The 16,457-nt window shown below is 60.3% G+C and carries 16 protein-coding genes and 2 tRNA genes; 7 read left to right on the top strand and 11 right to left on the bottom strand.

Annotated elements, in window-relative coordinates; translation table 11 throughout:
* Positions 1-8 precede the first annotated feature (8 nt).
* Genes FS767_RS05950 through FS767_RS05935 form a run of 4 tightly spaced genes read right to left on the bottom strand, consistent with a single transcriptional unit; the run spans position 9 to position 4,560 of the window.
* On the bottom strand, positions 9-1,031 hold the full coding sequence (locus FS767_RS05950; protein WP_144964560.1) for a LacI family DNA-binding transcriptional regulator: 1,023 nt from the start codon (positions 1,029-1,031) through the stop codon (positions 9-11).
* Between the two features lie 3 nt (positions 1,032-1,034).
* Positions 1,035-2,030 carry an ABC transporter permease gene (locus FS767_RS05945; RefSeq protein WP_144964559.1) on the bottom strand — a complete coding sequence of 332 codons (996 nt, stop codon included), beginning with the start codon at positions 2,028-2,030 and terminating at the stop codon, positions 1,035-1,037.
* On the bottom strand, positions 2,027-3,580 hold the full coding sequence (locus tag FS767_RS05940) for a sugar ABC transporter ATP-binding protein (protein ID WP_144964558.1): 1,554 nt from the start codon (positions 3,578-3,580) through the stop codon (positions 2,027-2,029). Before FS767_RS05940 ends, FS767_RS05945 begins: the two co-directional genes overlap by 4 nt.
* A gap of 20 nt (positions 3,581-3,600) precedes the next feature.
* Entirely contained in the window at positions 3,601-4,560 is a 960-nt protein-coding gene (locus tag FS767_RS05935; RefSeq protein WP_144964557.1) for a sugar ABC transporter substrate-binding protein, read from the bottom strand.
* Between the two features lie 374 nt (positions 4,561-4,934).
* On the opposite strand from FS767_RS05935, the gene FS767_RS05930 reads away from it, so the two are divergent.
* On the top strand, positions 4,935-6,023 hold the full coding sequence (locus FS767_RS05930) for an asparaginase (protein WP_058603352.1): 1,089 nt from the start codon (positions 4,935-4,937) through the stop codon (positions 6,021-6,023).
* A gap of 48 nt (positions 6,024-6,071) precedes the next feature.
* On the opposite strand, the gene FS767_RS05925 is transcribed toward FS767_RS05930, so the two are convergent.
* On the bottom strand, positions 6,072-8,069 hold the full coding sequence (locus tag FS767_RS05925; RefSeq protein ID WP_256674236.1) for a TonB-dependent receptor: 1,998 nt from the start codon (positions 8,067-8,069) through the stop codon (positions 6,072-6,074).
* A 266-nt stretch (positions 8,070-8,335) separates the two neighbouring features.
* Here FS767_RS05925 and FS767_RS05920 point away from each other — a divergent pair, with 266 nt between their 5' ends.
* Together FS767_RS05920 and FS767_RS05915 are read left to right on the top strand one after the other, a co-directional pair.
* A complete protein-coding gene (locus tag FS767_RS05920) occupies positions 8,336-8,581 on the top strand; it encodes a DUF1654 domain-containing protein (protein WP_058603354.1) in 246 nt (81 codons plus the stop codon).
* A gap of 6 nt (positions 8,582-8,587) precedes the next feature.
* Complete coding sequence (locus tag FS767_RS05915; protein WP_144964555.1) at positions 8,588-9,277, top strand: endonuclease; 690 nt, start codon at positions 8,588-8,590, stop codon at positions 9,275-9,277.
* A gap of 18 nt (positions 9,278-9,295) precedes the next feature.
* Here the strand turns inward: FS767_RS05915 and FS767_RS05910 are convergent, their stop codons facing one another.
* From FS767_RS05910 to FS767_RS05900, 3 genes are all read right to left on the bottom strand, one after another.
* On the bottom strand, positions 9,296-9,865 hold the full coding sequence (locus tag FS767_RS05910; protein WP_058603356.1) for an SPOR domain-containing protein: 570 nt from the start codon (positions 9,863-9,865) through the stop codon (positions 9,296-9,298).
* A 133-nt stretch (positions 9,866-9,998) separates the two neighbouring features.
* Positions 9,999-10,075, bottom strand: a tRNA-Val gene (locus tag FS767_RS05905).
* A gap of 158 nt (positions 10,076-10,233) precedes the next feature.
* A tRNA-Val gene (locus tag FS767_RS05900) sits at positions 10,234-10,310 on the bottom strand.
* 199 nt (positions 10,311-10,509) lie between these two features.
* On the opposite strand from FS767_RS05900, the gene FS767_RS05895 reads away from it, so the two are divergent.
* A complete protein-coding gene (locus tag FS767_RS05895; protein WP_144964554.1) occupies positions 10,510-11,793 on the top strand; it encodes an FAD-binding oxidoreductase in 1,284 nt (427 codons plus the stop codon).
* Between the two features lie 135 nt (positions 11,794-11,928).
* On the opposite strand, the gene FS767_RS05890 is transcribed toward FS767_RS05895, so the two are convergent.
* A complete protein-coding gene (locus FS767_RS05890) occupies positions 11,929-12,612 on the bottom strand; it encodes a peptidase C39 family protein (protein WP_144964553.1) in 684 nt (227 codons plus the stop codon).
* A gap of 222 nt (positions 12,613-12,834) precedes the next feature.
* On the opposite strand from FS767_RS05890, the gene FS767_RS22820 reads away from it, so the two are divergent.
* On the top strand, positions 12,835-13,011 hold the full coding sequence (locus FS767_RS22820; RefSeq protein ID WP_167339650.1) for a hypothetical protein: 177 nt from the start codon (positions 12,835-12,837) through the stop codon (positions 13,009-13,011).
* Positions 13,012-13,060: 49 nt separating this feature from the next.
* Here FS767_RS22820 and FS767_RS05885 read toward each other — a convergent pair whose 3' ends face one another.
* Positions 13,061-13,813, bottom strand: a complete 753-nt coding sequence (locus FS767_RS05885; RefSeq protein WP_144964552.1) for a TerC family protein — start codon at positions 13,811-13,813, stop codon at positions 13,061-13,063.
* Between the two features lie 29 nt (positions 13,814-13,842).
* On the bottom strand, positions 13,843-14,082 hold the full coding sequence (locus FS767_RS05880) for a hypothetical protein (protein ID WP_144964551.1): 240 nt from the start codon (positions 14,080-14,082) through the stop codon (positions 13,843-13,845).
* Between the two features lie 132 nt (positions 14,083-14,214).
* Between FS767_RS05880 and nhaR the strand changes: the two genes are divergently transcribed.
* Both nhaR and sstT read left to right on the top strand, forming a co-directional pair.
* A complete protein-coding gene (gene nhaR, locus FS767_RS05875) occupies positions 14,215-15,108 on the top strand; it encodes a transcriptional activator NhaR (protein ID WP_144964550.1) in 894 nt (297 codons plus the stop codon).
* A gap of 84 nt (positions 15,109-15,192) precedes the next feature.
* Entirely contained in the window at positions 15,193-16,404 is a 1,212-nt protein-coding gene (gene sstT / locus FS767_RS05870; RefSeq protein ID WP_144964549.1) for a serine/threonine transporter SstT, read from the top strand.
* Positions 16,405-16,457 lie beyond the last annotated feature (53 nt).

The following is a 16,457-nucleotide window of genomic DNA, read 5'->3' as shown; positions in this document are numbered from 1 at the left end:
CGGTTTCCTTAGCGGTAATCGTTGAACAGGTCCGGGCGCGGCCCGGTGGACTCGCGCAACACGATGCGCGGGGTGACGATGCGCTGCTGCGCCGAGCTATTGCAAGGCTGAGCGATACGCGCCAGCAGCAGCGCCGCAGCGCTCTCGCCAAGCTCGCGGATGGACTGCCCCACAGTGGTCAAGGGTGGGTAGACGTAGCGGCTCAGCTCGATGTCGTCGAAGCCGATGACCGACAGCGCACCCGGCACGTCGATGTGGCGCTCGGCCGCTGCGCGCAATACGCCGAACCCGATCATGTCGTTGCCCGCAAAGATGGCCGTCGGCCGCGTCCCTGCCAGCAGCTCGGCAGCTGCAGCGTGGCCGCCAGGGCTGGTGAAGTCGCAGTGGCGCACACGCTCAGGGGCCACGGTGACGCCCGCCTCGTCCAAGGCCCGACGAAAACCGCCCAGGCGCATCTGCGTCACCCCGGTTTCTGCTGGCCCACCGATGTAGGCGATATCCCGATGGCCAAGCTCCAACAGATGGCGCGTAGCCAGGTAGGCGCCCAGCTCATGATCGATCCGCACCAGGTCGGCATCGATGCCTTCGAGCTCTCGGTCCACGATGACCATGGGTGTGCGCACCTCTGCCAGGCTTTGCAACAAGTCGTCATCCTGCCCTACCGACCCGACCACCAGTCCATCGATGCGCTTTTCCAACAGCACCCGCAGGTAATTACGCTGCTTTTGAGGGTCGTCGTCGGAATTGCACAGGATCACGCAATAGCCATTGCGCTCGCAGGCGTCTTCAATGCCGCGGGCCAGCTCGGCGAAATAGGGGTTGACGCTATTGGGCACGAGCAAGCCGATGGTGGCCGTGCTGCGTGCCTTGAGCGACCGTGCGACGGCGCTGGGCACGTACTCCAGTTCCCGTATGGCGGCCTCGACTTTGAGCCGAACAGGCTCGCTCACCGGACGCGTTTTGTTCAACACGTGGGACACGGTGGTGTAAGAAATCCCTGCCAGGGCCGCGACGTCTTTGATGGTTGCCATGGTTCAGTTCCGCCGGGCTGCGCGCCGGCTGCGATAAGTGTCGAGCACCACGGCAATGACGATCACAGCGCCGGTAATGATGCGTTTGGTTGGCTCGCTGGCACCGATCTGCGCAAGGCCCGCTGCCAGCACCGAAATGATGAGCACGCCAAAAAAGGTGCTGATGACCGAGCCACGCCCACCCATCAGGCTGGTACCGCCGATCACGACGGCGGCAATCACCTGCAACTCCAGGCCGGAGCCCGCATTGGGGTCGGCTGCCTCCAGGCGCGACACCTGAAACAACGCAGCCAGGCCAGCCAGCAGCCCCATCAGGGCGAAGACCAGTACCTTGTAGGGGCGCGGGTCGATACCGGCCAGGCGCACGGCTTCTTCATTGGTGCCGATCCCGATCAGGTAGCGCCCGAATACGGTACGGGTGAGCACCAGGTGAGCGATCACGATCACCAGCAAGGCGATGATGAACGCGGGTGATATACCAAAGGCTATCGGGTTGGAGAACCAGGCATAGGCATCGCCGATGTAGGCCGTGCGCGAATCGGTGAACTGATAGGCCAGGCCGCGGGCCATTTCCAGCACGCCCAACGAGACGATGAACGAAGGGATGCGCCAGGCCACGGTGACGACGCCGGTAACGCTGCCAGCCAATGCGGCCACCGCCATGCCCAGCAGTGCAGCCGGCACGATGCTCCAGCCCCAGCCAAGAATCGCCACGCTGACTGTCGATGCGGCCAGGGCCAGCACCGAACCGACCGACAGGTCGATGCCGCCGATGATCAGCACGAACGTCATGCCCACGGCCAATACCATCAAGTCAGGTATCTGGTTGGCCAGGGTACTGAACGTACCGTATGACCAGAAATGGCTGCTCAGCAGCGAGAACAGCACGATCATCGCCAGCAAGGCGCCGGCCAGCCCCAGGTAAGTACCAAGGCCCAAGTAGGTGCCGCTGCGGCGTACCGGGGCAGCGCTTTGGTTTTCGAGCGGTGTGGTTTTCATGCGTCCATCCTGGGGGCTGCAGGGTGCAGCAGTGCGTCACGTTTCTGATAGCCGGCGAAGGCTGCCGCCAGCAACTGGTCCTGGGTCCAGTGGTCACGTTCGAAGGTGTCGATCAACCGACCGGCAGACAAGACCGCAATGCGGTCGCAGATCAGCATCAACTCGCGCAGATCGCTGGAGACCACGACCAGGGCCTTGCCCTGCCGAGCGAGTTCGGCGAGCAAACCGTAGATGTCGAACTTGGCACCCACATCGATGCCGCGCGTAGGCTCGTCGAACAGCAAGACCTGGCAATCACGCTCGAGCCAGCGGCCGATCACCACCTTCTGCTGATTACCACCCGACAACTCGCCGACCACTTGATCAGCGCCGGCACTGCGAATGCGCATGGCCTTTATTTGCCGCTCGGCCAAGTCGCGTTCGGCTTGGCGGTCCAGGACGCCAGCCCGCGACACCGCACCCAGGTTGCCCAAGGCGATGTTGGCGCTGATCGACTGGCTCAACAGCAGGCCTTCGCCTTTGCGATCTTCGGTGATCAGGGCAATACCCGCGTTGACGGCGGACTTTGGCGAATCGATGGTGACCGGCAGCGGCGGCTGGCCCAGGGCAATGCTACCGCTGTCGGCGCGGTCGGCGCCGTAGATCAACCGCAGAAGCTCGGTACGGCCCGCGCCGATCAGCCCGGAGATACCGAAGATCTCCCCAGCACGGACTTCAAAGGACACCTCCCGCACCTTCTCGCCCCGGCTGAGCTTGTCCACCCTGAGCAGTGGACCACCTAACGAGCGGCGGCCCAGGTCGATGTGTTCGCCCAGTTCACGCCCAACCATCAGGTTGACCAACTCGGCGCTGCTGTAGCGCTGGATCGGTTCGTCGCATACCAGCCTGCCATCGCGCAGCACGACGATACGCTGAGCGACGCGCTGCAGTTCTTCGAGCCGATGGGAGATATAGACGATAGCCACCCCCCGGGCGCGCAAGCGCTCGATCTGGGTGAACAGCAATTCCACCTCGCGCGCGGTCAGCATGGCAGTGGGCTCATCGAAGATCAGCACGTGGCAATCTCCGATCAGGTTGCGGGCAATCTCGACCATTTGCTGGTGACCGATGCCCAACTCTCCGACCGGGGTATCGGGATCAATGGCCTCCAGCCCCACTTGGGCCATGGCATCGACGGCCATCTGGCGCAGGCGCTTCTGGCTGATCCAGCCGAGGCGGCTGGGCAGGTTGTCCAGAAACAGGTTTTCTGCCACGGTCAGGGTGGGCAACAGGTTCAGTTCCTGCATCACCATGCGTACGCCGAGGCGCTCGGCCTCGCGGCGACTGACCGGCGCATAGGCCTGCCCACGGTAGAGCATGTGCCCGGCAGTGGGGGTTTCCAGGCCGCTGATCAACTTGGACAAGGTGCTCTTGCCAGCGCCGTTTTCGCCGGTCAAGGCCAGCACCTCGCCGGCACGCAGCTCCAGGCTCACCTCGCCCAGCACCGGCTGGGCGTACGTCTTGCCGAGGCCGCTAGTAGCCAGGACCACGTCATGGGCCGATGCGGACATCGCCGTGTCTCCTGGCAGCATCAAGGTTGCTTCGTAATCAGTTCGACCGGGGTCTGGATGACGTTATCGGCATCCACATCCGGCTTCTCGCCCTTGACCATTTTCAGCGCGGCCTGGATACCGAAAACGGCTTGCTGACTGGCTGCCTGATCAAGCGTGGCCAGTACGCGGCCGTCGGCAATCATGGGCTTGATGGCATTGATGTTATCGTAACCGACCACCTGCACCTGGCCAGCCTTGCCAGCCGCGCGCACGGCCGAGACCGCACCCAGGGCCATGCTGTCGTTGCCTGCCAGCAATGCCTTGAGATCAGGGTATTCGTTGAGCATGGACGCGGCGACGGCATTGCCTTTGTCGATTTCCCAATTGCCGCTCTGCGTAGAGACGATCTTGATCTGCGCAGCGTCCATCGCATCTTTGAAGCCTGCGGTACGCTGCTGGGCATTGGTCGTAGTCGGCACGCCTTCGATGATGCCCACCTGATCGCCCGCCTTGAGTTTTTCCGTGGCCAGGTACTCGCCCACCAAGCGCGCGCCCTTGCGGTTGTCAGGGCCTACGAAGGGTACGTTGATGCCTTTGCTCTTGAGCAGCTCGGGGTCAAGTCGGTTGTCGATGTTGATCACCACCACACCCTGGTCCATCGCTTTTTTCACAGCTGAGACCAGTGCTTTGGAGTCTGCCGGCGCAATCACCAGCGCCTTGGCACCGGCGTTGACCATCTGCTCGACGATGCGGATCTGCTCGCCCGTGTCGGTCTCATTCTTGATGCCGTTTGCAACCAGGTCGAATTCGCCTGCGTGAGTCTGCTGGTAGGCCTTGGCGCCGTCTTCCATGGTGCGGAAGAACTCATTGGCCAATGATTTCATGACCAGCGCGACCTTGGGTTTGTCTTCAGCATGAGCCGCCGAGAACGGCATGGCGATGGACAAGGACGAAAGAACAGCGACGGCCAGCAAGCGGCCTGGGAACGGCAGTTTCATGGGCGATGACTCCGAATCTTGTTTTTTTGTCGGAAAGCAAACGTTTGCGCTGAGTAACTATGCGAACGCGCCAAGCGTTTGTCAAATACGTTCAGCTGACTCCCGGGCAAGATTATCCGTAAATTTCCGGATAACCGAACACGTTTTCCTACAAAAATTCGGGTTTTCGAATGAAATACTTCCGGCCCTGCTTGCTCACGTCATTCGACGGCCTAACAAGACTTCACCCTCATCACGCACGAGGTAGGGTTGAGCCTGCCCGAACGCTCTGTCACGAGTTGTTACAGAGGCTATTGGCGATCTGGTACGGAACATGCCTTAGCGAGTGCGCGACGCACTAAAAATCATCTCATTAGGAAGAGAGCACAAAAACGATGAATGCCGCACTGAAATCCTTTGCCCCCAGCGCACTCGCCCTGCTGCTGATCCTGCCAGCTACGGTTTCGGCCGATCAAGCCAAGACCCAGCAAAAGCTCGCCAACGTGGTCATCCTGGCAACCGGCGGCACGATTGCCGGTGCTGGTGCAAGCGCCGCCAATAGTGCTACTTACCAGGCCGCCAAGTTGGGCGTCGACAAATTGATCGCCGGCGTGCCTGAACTGGCAGACCTGGCCAACGTGCGTGGCGAGCAGGTCATGCAAATCGCCTCCGAGAGTATCTCCAATGACGATCTGCTCAAGCTGGGCAAGCGGGTGGCTGAGCTGGCCGACAGCAAGGACGTGGATGGCATCGTCATCACCCACGGTACCGATACCTTGGAAGAAACCGCCTACTTCCTGAATCTGGTCGAGAAAACCGACAAGCCTATCGTGGTCGTCGGCTCCATGCGCCCCGGCACCGCCATGTCGGCAGACGGCATGCTCAACCTGTACAACGCCGTCGCCGTCGCCAGCGACAAGCAGTCGCGTGGCAAGGGCGTGCTGGTGACGCTCAATGATGAAATCCAGTCGGGCCGTGACGTCAGCAAGTCCGTGAACATCAAGACCGAGGCCTTCAAAAGCGCCTGGGGCCCGATGGGCATGGTCGTGGAAGGCAAGTCCTACTGGTTCCGCCTGCCAGCCAAGCGCCACACCCTGGATTCGGAATTCGACATCAAGCAGATCAGCAGCCTGCCTCAGGTGGACATTGCCTATGGCTACGGGAACGTGACCGATACCGCCTACAAGGCGTTGGCACAAAACGGCGCCAAGGCGCTGATCCACGCAGGCACCGGCAACGGTTCGGTATCCTCGCGCGTGGTGCCTGCACTGCAGGAGCTGCGCAAGAACGGCGTGCAGATCATTCGCTCTTCCCACGTCAACCAGGGCGGTTTCGTGCTGCGCAACGCCGAGCAGCCTGACGACAAGAACGATTGGGTAGTGGCCCATGACCTGAACCCGCAGAAAGCGCGCATCCTGGCCATGGTCGCCATGACCAAGACCCAGGACAGCAAGGAGCTGCAGCGGATTTTCTGGGAATACTGACCCCATCAACGCTGAAGCCGATCATCGGCTTCAGCGTTACCAGGCACCCTATCTGAACTGATATTCCAAGCCAGCACCGGCGTACCACGAACGCCCCGGGGCTGCCTCGTAATAGCGTTTGTTGCTGTCACCGACAATCACCGAACCCACGTATTGACGGTCGAACAGGTTGTCCAGGCGCACCAGCTGATGGAACGTCCAAGGGCCGACCTGTTGCTCGAAGCGCGTGCGCCAGTTGAACACAGCATAGGCAGGCGCAGCTTTCTGCTGGTTGCTGTCCTCAACGAACACCTTGCTGCGGTACTGCCCCTCGAACCCCATGCTGACCGACGTGGTGGGTTTCCACACCACTTCTGCATACAGATTGTCTCGCGGCACACCCGGCAAGCGGTTGCCACTGTCGATGACTTGTCCGCCTTGCTTGAAGTCGTCGGCATAGCGAGCGTCGGTATGGGTGTACACCCAAGTGGTCTGCCAGCGCTCGGCAAGGTCGCTCTGCAAGCTGGCTTCGAAACCACGGCGCACGGTCTGCCCGGCATTGTGGTAACTGGTGCGACCGTTGGTGGCATTATCGACCACGATTTCGTTATCCGTACGGATCTCGAACAGGGCTGCGTTCAGCCGCGTGGCGGCGCCCAGGCGATATTTCACCCCTAGCTCATATTGCTTGCTGGTGGCAGGTTCCAGCCCGAAGTTGAAGCTTTCCTGCAAGCCTGGCGCATAGGCCATTTCGGCCTGTGTAGGCGTTTCGAAGCCCTTTCCTAGGCTGGCGTAGCCACGCAGATCAGGCGTGAAGGCATACATCACAGACAGCGTCGGATTGGCCTGCTGATAGCGCTTGGCACCGCTGGCGTCACCGTTTTCCAGGTAGTGGTCATCGACCTTCATCTTCATGGTGCTGTAGCGCACGCCCAGCTCGCTGGTCCAGTTGCCAATTTCCCAGTGCGCCTGCACATACGGGTCCAGGCTGGTAGCGATGTCTTTCTCGTCGCGCTTGAGCTCGCCCTTGACCCCCAGTTGGTCGCCACGGAAGTTCTGGTAGCCCCTGCGGTCATCCGTACTCTGGTCGTAGTCGGCACCCACGGTGAACGTGAAATGCCCAGGCACGGCCAGCACCGGCTGAATCCAGCGCAGCGTACCGCCGTGGAACTCGCGGTCAAAATCAACCACACCGCCACCGCGCTGACTATTGGAAGCGACCTGCCGAGGAATCGACAGGTACTGCACCACGCTCCGGCGCCCTGCGTAGAGATTGAACTGAAGGGTAGCGTCGCCAACGTAGCGTTCGTAGTTCATGCCCACCTGTTGGTGGTCGATACTCTTGCGCGTGTTGTAGGCCCTTGCGCCATCGGCGACCGAACGTGGGTCGTGCTTGTAGCTGGACCAAAGCTGACCCAGCGGGTCTTGCGTGTTGTTCTGTTCCAGGCTGCTGTAGATCAGCGCCAGCCGTGAATCGGCGTCCGGCTTGATGTGCACCTTGGCGAACGTCTGGTCGCGCTTGGCCGCGCTATGGTCACGGTAACCATCGGTGTCCATACGCGAAGCATCCAGCACGAATCCGCCGATCTCGTTGCCCCCCTGCGCCGACAAGTGATGCTTGCTAAAGCCATCGCTGCCAAATGTTGTTTCGGCACCAAGGCGAGCCGGCCCTTCCCCATCACGGCTGAACATCTGGATGACACCGCCAGCGTTGCTGCCATACAGCGTAGCGGCCGGGCCACGCAGTACCTCGATACGGTCGGCCACATCCAGGTTCAGCGTGGCTGCCTGACCCTGTCCGTCCGGGGTGCTGGCGGGGATACCATCGCTGAGCAGCTTGATACCGCGCACGCCAAATGCAGAGCGAGCACCAAAGCCGCGTGACGATATCTGGAGGTCCTGGGCATAGTTCTGGCGATTCTGTACTACGAGGCCAGGGACTTTGGTCAGGACCTCTGACAGGTTGACGCCAAGTTGGCCATCCGTGCCATTGGACAGCTCGACCGTGTCCACCGAAAACGGCAGGTCGAAGCTGCTGGTGGGGGCGTAGGCGCCGGTGACAACCATCGGATCGATAACGATCGCGGTCGACGGGTCGGCCCAGGCCTCAGTGTGAGCAGTAACACCACCGACAAACAGCAAAGCGAGGTGTGTGGAAGAGGTAACGCGTAAGACCAATCGATACATGAGCAATTTCCGGAAAGTGCCGCTATTACAGCAGACCTTGGCCTGGATCGCGAACATGACGAGGACGAGCCGCAGAACTTTCCCTTCAAGCTGTTGCGAAATTCCTTACAGTGAAATACTGTACGTGCATACAGCAAAACAAGGAAATGCCTGTGTCTACCTCCTCGCCCTCACCTGCCAGCTACCAACAATTGGGCATGCGCATCCAGAAAATCATCAACAACCCCATTGCCCAGCGCAGCCGGGCGGCTTTGATCTTTCGCCTGGAACAGGAAACACCGGAGGACTGGGACACGTTGCTGGCCGAGATTGCCGAAAATGACAATGTTACCCTCGCCCATCGTGACGATGGCGGCGTGCAGATTTTCTGGACTGTGCCCAAGGAAGACTGACCGCGCATGAGAGTTTCGCTTATTGCAGCTGCCTGCCTGCTGATGGCTCCGCTTGCCCATGCCGATGCGCCCCGCACGTTCCAGGAGGCCAAGAAGGTCGCCAGGCAACTCTACGCACCACAATCCACCGAGTTCTATTGCGGTTGCAAATACAACGGCAACAAAGTCGATATGGCTTCATGTGGGTATGCACCACGCAAGAATGTCCAACGCGCTTCACGCATCGAGTGGGAACACATCGTGCCGGCCTGGCAAATCGGCCATCTGCGCCAGTGCTGGCAGAGCGGTGGTCGCAAGGCCTGCTCGCAGCACGATGAGGTATACAAACGCGCCGAAGCTGATCTGCACAACCTGGTGCCAAGCGTGGGAGAGGTCAACGGCGACCGCAGCAACTACAGCTTCGGCTGGCTGCCAGAGCAACGCGGGCAATACGGCAAGTGCCTTACCCAAGTGGACTTCAAGGCCAGGAAGGTCATGCCGCGGCCTTCGATCCGCGGCATGATTGCTCGCACCTACTTCTATATGAGCAAGCAATACAACTTGCGCCTCTCCAGGCAGGACCGTCAGCTATTCGAGGCATGGAACAAGACGTATCCGCCGCAGCCCTGGGAATATCAACGCAACCAGCGGGTTGGGTGCCTGATGGGGCGCGGCAATGAGTTCGTAGGGCCGGTCGACCTCAAGGCGTGTAGCTGATCGACCGGCTAAGAGCGCTTAGCGGGCTGCGCCGTGCTGGATGACCACTGAATCGGTGCCAAGCTTGGCCATTACTTCATCGCGACGGGCCTGTGCCTGCTCTCGGGTCGGAAATGGCCCCAGCAGGACCACAGGCTTGCCGTCTCGGTACTCCACCGAAGACGGTATGCCCTTCTCGATCAGACGCGCGGTCATGTCGCTGAGTGCCCCCATGTTGGCGCCCTGGATGACTTCGACGTCCCATCCCTCTGGCGCGGGCTCACCTTCGAGCGCCTGCGCACGGCGCTGCAATTCGGCACCCCCGCACAGCTCTCGGATACGCAGGTTATTGCCATTGTCGTCGACAATGATTTCGTACTGACCGTCGCGTTTGATGGCCACATAACTGCGGTAGGCCTGGTATTGGCCGGCATCGTCCTTGCCACGCACCTGACCGCAGATCGTACCCTGGGTATCGATGCGCACGTTACCGAACTTGGCGGTCTTGGGATTTTGCAGGTGTTCGGCCACACGCTTGTGCACGCCCTCTACCTCGTTGTCACACCCCGCCAGGGCCAGTACTGCCATTACCACCGCCAGTTTGCGCACGCATCTACCTCCAGGTTGGAAGAGGCGGATTCTACCACGCGAGAGCGTAAACCGGACTGCGGCCAAAGGTTACACGCTGATTCAAGCAGGCATGCAAAAAGGGCGACCATTACTGATCGCCCTTTTTGGGATTTGGTAGGCACAATTGGACTCGAACCAACGACCCCCACCATGTCAAGGTGGTGCTCTAACCAACTGAGCTATGTGCCTGTCGTGTGGTGCGCATATTAGAGATCTGCTGAGCACCTGTAAAGCTTTTTTTCGATATAAATCAGAAACTTTCGAACACGGCTCGGACGGGAGCCATGCCAAACTTTCCCACGCCAAACGCAAGAAGGGTGACCCTTTCGGATCACCCTTCTTTGATTTGGTAGGCACAATTGGACTCGAACCAACGACCCCCACCATGTCAAGGTGGTGCTCTAACCAACTGAGCTATGTGCCTGTCGTGGTGCGCATTCTACGTAATTACAAAAGCGTGTCAACAGTTTTTTTTGCGCTAACTCACTGAATTGCAAACTTTTTATAAAGAAGCGTCTGGCGCAGGCGGTGTCCATGATTTTCAGCGGATGACTAGCGGGTGTTTATTATTATTGATAGCATCGCTCCATTCGTTAAAAATATAAAACACGAGGTTCTGCAGCATGGCTAACACCCCCTACCCCCAGTCCTACTACGCCGCCTCGGCCAACCCGGTGCCGCCACGTCCGGCGCTGCAGGATGAGGTGCAAACCGATGTCTGCATCATTGGCGCGGGCTACACCGGCTTGTCCAGCGCCCTGTTCCTTCTAGAAAACGGCTTTAAGGTCAGCGTCGTCGAAGCGGCCAAGGTTGGCTTCGGCGCCTCGGGCCGCAACGGTGGCCAGATCGTCAACAGCTATAGCCGCGACATCGATGTCATCGAGCGCACCGTGGGTGCCCGCCAGGCGCAGCTGCTGGGCGAAATGGCCTTCGAGGGCGGGCGCATCATCCGCGAGCGGGTGGCCAAATACAACATCCAGTGCGACCTCAAGGATGGTGGCGTTTTCGCTGCACTGACCAGCAAACAGATGGGTCACCTGGAATCGCAGAAGCGCCTATGGGAACGTTTCGGCCACAACCAGCTGGAGCTGATGGATCAACAGCGCATCCGCGAAGTGGTGGCCTGCGACAACTATATCGGCGGCATGCTCGACATGAGCGGCGGTCATATCCATCCGCTCAACCTGGCCCTTGGCGAAGCTGCTGCCGTCGAATCGCTGGGTGGCACCATCTATGAGCAAACCCCGGCCGTGCGCATCGAGCGTGGCGCCAACCCGGTCGTGCATACCCCACAGGGCAAAGTGCGCGCCAAGTTCATCATCGTGGCGGGCAACGCCTACCTGGGCAATCTGGTCCCAGAGCTTGCCGCCAAGTCCATGCCCTGCGGTACGCAGGTCATCACGACCGAACCCTTGGGCGATGAACTGGCGCGCACACTGCTGCCGCAGGACTACTGCGTCGAAGACTGCAACTACCTGCTCGACTACTATCGCCTGACCAGTGACAAGCGCCTGATCTTTGGTGGCGGCGTGGTATATGGGGCACGGGACCCGGCCAACATCGAGGCGATCATCCGTCCGAAGATGCTCAAGGCCTTCCCGCAGTTGAAAAACGTCAAGATCGACTACGCCTGGACCGGCAACTTCCTGCTGACGTTGTCGCGCCTGCCACAAGTAGGCCGGATCGGTGACAACATCTATTATTCCCAGGGGTGTTCGGGCCATGGGGTCACCTATACCCACCTGGCAGGCAAAGTCCTGGCCGAGGCGATGCGTGGCCAGGCGGAGCGGTTCGATGCCTTCGCCGGGCTGCCGCACTACCCGTTCCCGGGCGGTCAGATGCTGCGCGTGCCTTTCAGTGCCTTGGGCGCTTGGTACTACAGCCTGCGTGACCGCCTCGGCTTCTGAGCCAAGGCATGGCAGCCCGTAAAGGGCTGCCACTTGGCGTGATGCTGTTCATTCGAGATCGCTGGGCCGGGGCCGCTCCGGCGCCCCGGCAAGGCCGCTCTTTCAGTGACCGTGTGACACTTGATGCGAGCGGTCTCACTTGATGCTGTCCAGGGCCTGCCTGGCCGCTAATTCCTGACCCGCACGCGCCAGTTCGTCAGCGGCCTGCAGCCAGCGCTGACGATCGACGTTCGCCGGCAACCGCACCGGCGGCTGCACCAGGATTGCCCAGCGCCCCTCCTTCGCCCAGGCAGAGGCGAAATCGTCGAATGCCATCATCAGGCGGCGTTGCATGCCTGCCCGCATCAGCACGCGCTGTTTGTATCGGTCATACCCTATCAAGACCGCATACCTGGGTTCGCTCCACCATGCCGAACCGTCCTGATAGCGAACCAGCACCGGGTTTCCAGCGGCAACCTGCGTCAACAAGGCATCGAGCCGCTTGTCCAAGGGGTACACCACCCTCCCGTAGTCCCGCGCAACGCGCGCAATGCTGGTATCGAGGCTGTCGAGGCCCATGGGCAGGTTCAGCGGCTGATCGAGCAACCCTGGCGTGATGGGCGCACCTTGCTGCGACAGGACCGCGGCCAATGCCATGGCTGCGCTGTGGTTGGCGTTACCGCGGTAGAACGGAACGCTGCTGAGCTCCACCCGCTGGGGCAGGCCCTGGAGTGCGGTAGAGGGTGTCCCGGCACAACCTGCCAAGGTGACACCCAACCAACACGCCAGCATGAGCTGACGAACGGCCTTGGTCGGCGACGACGAGGTGAAAGTGGGCATGGGTACTCGCTTGCTCAAGCGCAGGGCAGGCAGCGCCCTGCTGTGTTCGCGATGATAGGTCCCACAACGGCGGCGGTACAGTCCGACAGGGCATGTTGGCGAATCAGCTCGGCGCCGCAGGCGTTATTCGATGGAACGTACCCACGCAGGGGCTACACTAATCAAGTGTCTGGAAGGCAATCGCTGGCGTATCAAGCGCTCGCCGTAGAGATGGAGGCACAAATGAATATGACCTTGGCAATCATCATGTTGGTGTGCATGTGGCTCAGCGTTGCGGCGGCCATGCTCTGGGGCGTACTGCGCATCGCACGGCGGCACGCTCAACCCGTTGCGCAACCACAGCCACGCCCTCAACCCGCCCCTGCACGGCGTGCTCCACGCGCAGCAGCGGCGCACTGAACCCACCTCAAACATGCAGCGAATGGGGCGCCATGCGCCCCGCCTGCTGTCATCCTTGCCTGGCCTCACGCCTGAGGCGTGCCCGACGCGCCAGAATATTCAGAATCTCGATAGCGGTCGAGAACGCCATGGCCGCATACACATAGCCTTTGGGCACGTGGGCGCCGAACCCCTCGGCGATCAATGTCATGCCGATCATGATCAGGAAGCCTAGTGCCAGCATGACAACGGTAGGGTTGTCGTTGATGAAGTTGGCCAACGGATCGGCCGCCACCATCATCACGATCACGGCAGTAATCACGGCGATGATCATGATCGGTAAATGTTCGGTCATGCCTACGGCAGTGATAATGCTGTCTACCGAGAACACGATATCGAGCAACAGAATCTGGAAAATCGCTGCGGCAAAGCCCAAGGTGACGGTAGAAGAAGCCTTGGACTCTTCCTTGGCACCATGTGGGTCGACGTTCTCGTGAATTTCCTTGGTGGCCTTCCACAGCAGGAACAGGCCGCCGGCAATCAGGATCACATCCTTCCAGGAGAAGGCGTTGCCAAACACCTCGAACACAGGGTCGGTCAGCTGCACGATCCAGGCAACGGTGCTCAGCAGTGCCAGACGCATCACCAGTGCCATGCTGATACCGATGCGACGGGCCTTGGAGCGATACGCAACGGGCAGCTTGTTGGTCAGGATGGAGATGAAGATCAGGTTATCGATACCCAGTACTACTTCCATGGCCACCAGCGTGGCAAGCGCCACCCAGGCTGTGGGGCTAGCGGCAAGTTCCAGCAAATATTCCATTGTTCACATCCTGTCACGCGGGTTGGGGATCAAATGTCCTGGGTTTTGGAGGCAGTATCATCTTGCTCGGGCTCCTGCTTCTCGGGCCCCAGCGCGTCGCTCAAGGCCTGCTGGGCAGCCTGATTGGTTTGCTCGATAACCTGCTGGGCCGACTTCGCTGCCTGGTCAAGCACCTGCTGTGCAGACTTCTCAGCCTGATCACAGCCGGCCAGTACTATCAGCGCCATGCCCATGACCAGCGCAGTACCCATTGATTTGAAATACAGCATAGGTGCCTCCGGAATGATGTGCGCAGGCTCGTATCAGCCTGAATGAAGAGGATTCTAGTCGGCGCAATACTTCTGTAAAATTCGTATTTTCAAGCGATATACTTCGGTTTTTTCGAATTGGCCCTTGCGCTCATGCTTAACTATCGCCAGCTTCACTACTTCTGGGTGGTAGCCCGAACCGGCAGCATCGTTCGCGCCAGCGAGCAATTGAATTTGACGCCACAGACCATCAGCGGGCAGATCACTCTGTTGGAACAGGCTTATGGCGTCGAGTTGTTCCAGCGGGTTGGTCGGCAATTGGAATTGACTGAAACCGGACGCCAGGCGCTCACGTACGCCGAGCAGATGTTCCAGCTAGGGGGAGAGCTTGAAGCCATGCTGCGTGCCGGCCCCCAGGAGCAGATCCTGTTCCGGGTCGGGGTGGCTGACGTGGTGCCCAAATCCATTGTCTATCGATTATTGGCACCGACCATGGAGCTTGAGAATGTGCTGCGCATCAACTGCCGTGAGGACAAGCTGGAGCGGCTCCTGGCCGACCTTGCCATACAGCGGCTGGACCTGGTCATTTCAGACAGCCCGATGCCGCCGCACCTGGACATCAAAGGTTATAGCCAGAAACTGGGCGAATGTGGCCTGAGCTTTTTCGCCACCCCAGCATTGGCCGTTCGGCATGCCGGTCCGTTTCCTGAATGCCTGCACGATGCGCCGCTGCTCATACCCGGGCAGGAAACCGTACTGCGCAGCCGCCTTCTGCGCTGGCTCGGTGAGCAACACATTCAACCGCGAATCGTCGGGGAGTTCGACGACAGTGCCCTGATGCAGGCGTTCGGGCAGTCTGGCAGTGGCATCTTCGTGGCGCCCAGCGTGATTGCCGAAGAAGTGTGTCGCCAATATGGCGTACAACTGATCGGGCAAACCGAGGCCGTGAACGAGTCCTTCTACGCCATTTCAGTCGAGCGCAAGGTCAAGCATCCTGGCATCGTTGCCATCACCGAAGGGGCACGACGCGAACTGTTCAACTGGTAGCGTTTCCTGACAACGGGCAGCAAGTGCCCGACCAAGGTCTATGGTAAAGTCCAGCCCTTTTCAGATTTCGGGACCTCGCTGCGCATGACACCGCTCCTTCGCCTTCTCAACCGCACCGGCCTGGTGACGCAAATCGTGATCGGCCTGGTGGCAGGTATCGCCCTTGCCCTGATCGCGCCAGCCGTCGCCCGCGACCTGGGCTTTTTCGGTACGGTGTTCGTTAGTGCCTTGAAGGCGGTGGCACCCGTGCTGGTATTCATCCTGGTCATGGCATCGGTTGCCAATCATCGGCACGGACAGGAAACCCATATTCGGCCCATCTTGTGGCTGTACTTGCTCGGCACGTTCGCCTCGGCTGTCGTGGCGGTGGTTGCCAGCATGGTGTTCCCTTCGCACCTGGTACTGAACACAGCCGATGCCACCCTAAGTGCACCGGGCGGCATCGGCGAAGTATTGAAGAACCTGCTGCTCAGTGCGGTCGACAACCCGATCAACGCGCTGCTCAACGCAAATTTCATCGGCGTGCTGACTTGGGCGATCGGCCTGGGCATCGCGCTGCGCCGCGCCGGTGACACCACCCGAAAGGTGGTCGACGACCTGTCCAATGGCGTTACGCTGATCGTGCGCATTGTCATTCGCTTTGCGCCATTGGGCATCTTCGGCCTGGTCACCTCCACCTTGGCTCAGTCCGGGCTGAAAGCGATGCTGGGGTACCTGCACCTGCTGGCGGTACTGATCGGGTGCATGCTGTTCGTCGCCCTGGTCATGAACCCGCTTATCGTGTTCTGGAAAACCCGTCGCAACCCCTACCCGCTCACCCTGCTGTGTCTACGCGAAAGCGGCATCACTGCATTTTTCACTCGCAGTTCGGCAGCCAATATTCCTGTGAACATGGCGTTGTCCGAACGGCTTGGGCTGCATGAGGATACCTATTCGGTATCCATTCCGCTGGGGGCCACGATCAACATGGCCGGCGCTGCAATCACTATTACCGTACTGACGCTGGCGGCGGTGCACACCTTGGGCATTCCCTTGGATCTCCCCACGGCCGTGTTGCTCAGTATGGTAGCGGCGGTCTGTGCTTGCGGTGCGTCAGGCGTGGCCGGCGGTTCCTTGCTGCTCATCCCGCTGGCCTGCAGCCTGTTCGGGATTCCCAGTGAAATCGCCATGCAGGTCGTGGCGGTGGGGTTCATCATCGGCGTGCTGCAGGATTCTGCCGAAACCGCGCTCAACTCCTCAACCGACGTGCTGTTCACTGCAGCCGCTTGCCAGGCCGAGGGGCGCCGCAGCGCCTGATTCAGCCGGGCCGTCTTGCGGCCCTCCGCTCATTTACCTACGCTAATGGCCTT

It is taken from the genome of Pseudomonas sp. DE0010 (genome assembly GCF_007680745.1).
GTDB lineage: Bacteria > Pseudomonadota > Gammaproteobacteria > Pseudomonadales > Pseudomonadaceae > Aquipseudomonas > Aquipseudomonas parafulva_B.
Note: the sequence above shows the minus strand (reverse complement) of the source record. Positions and strands in the feature narration are given on the sequence as shown.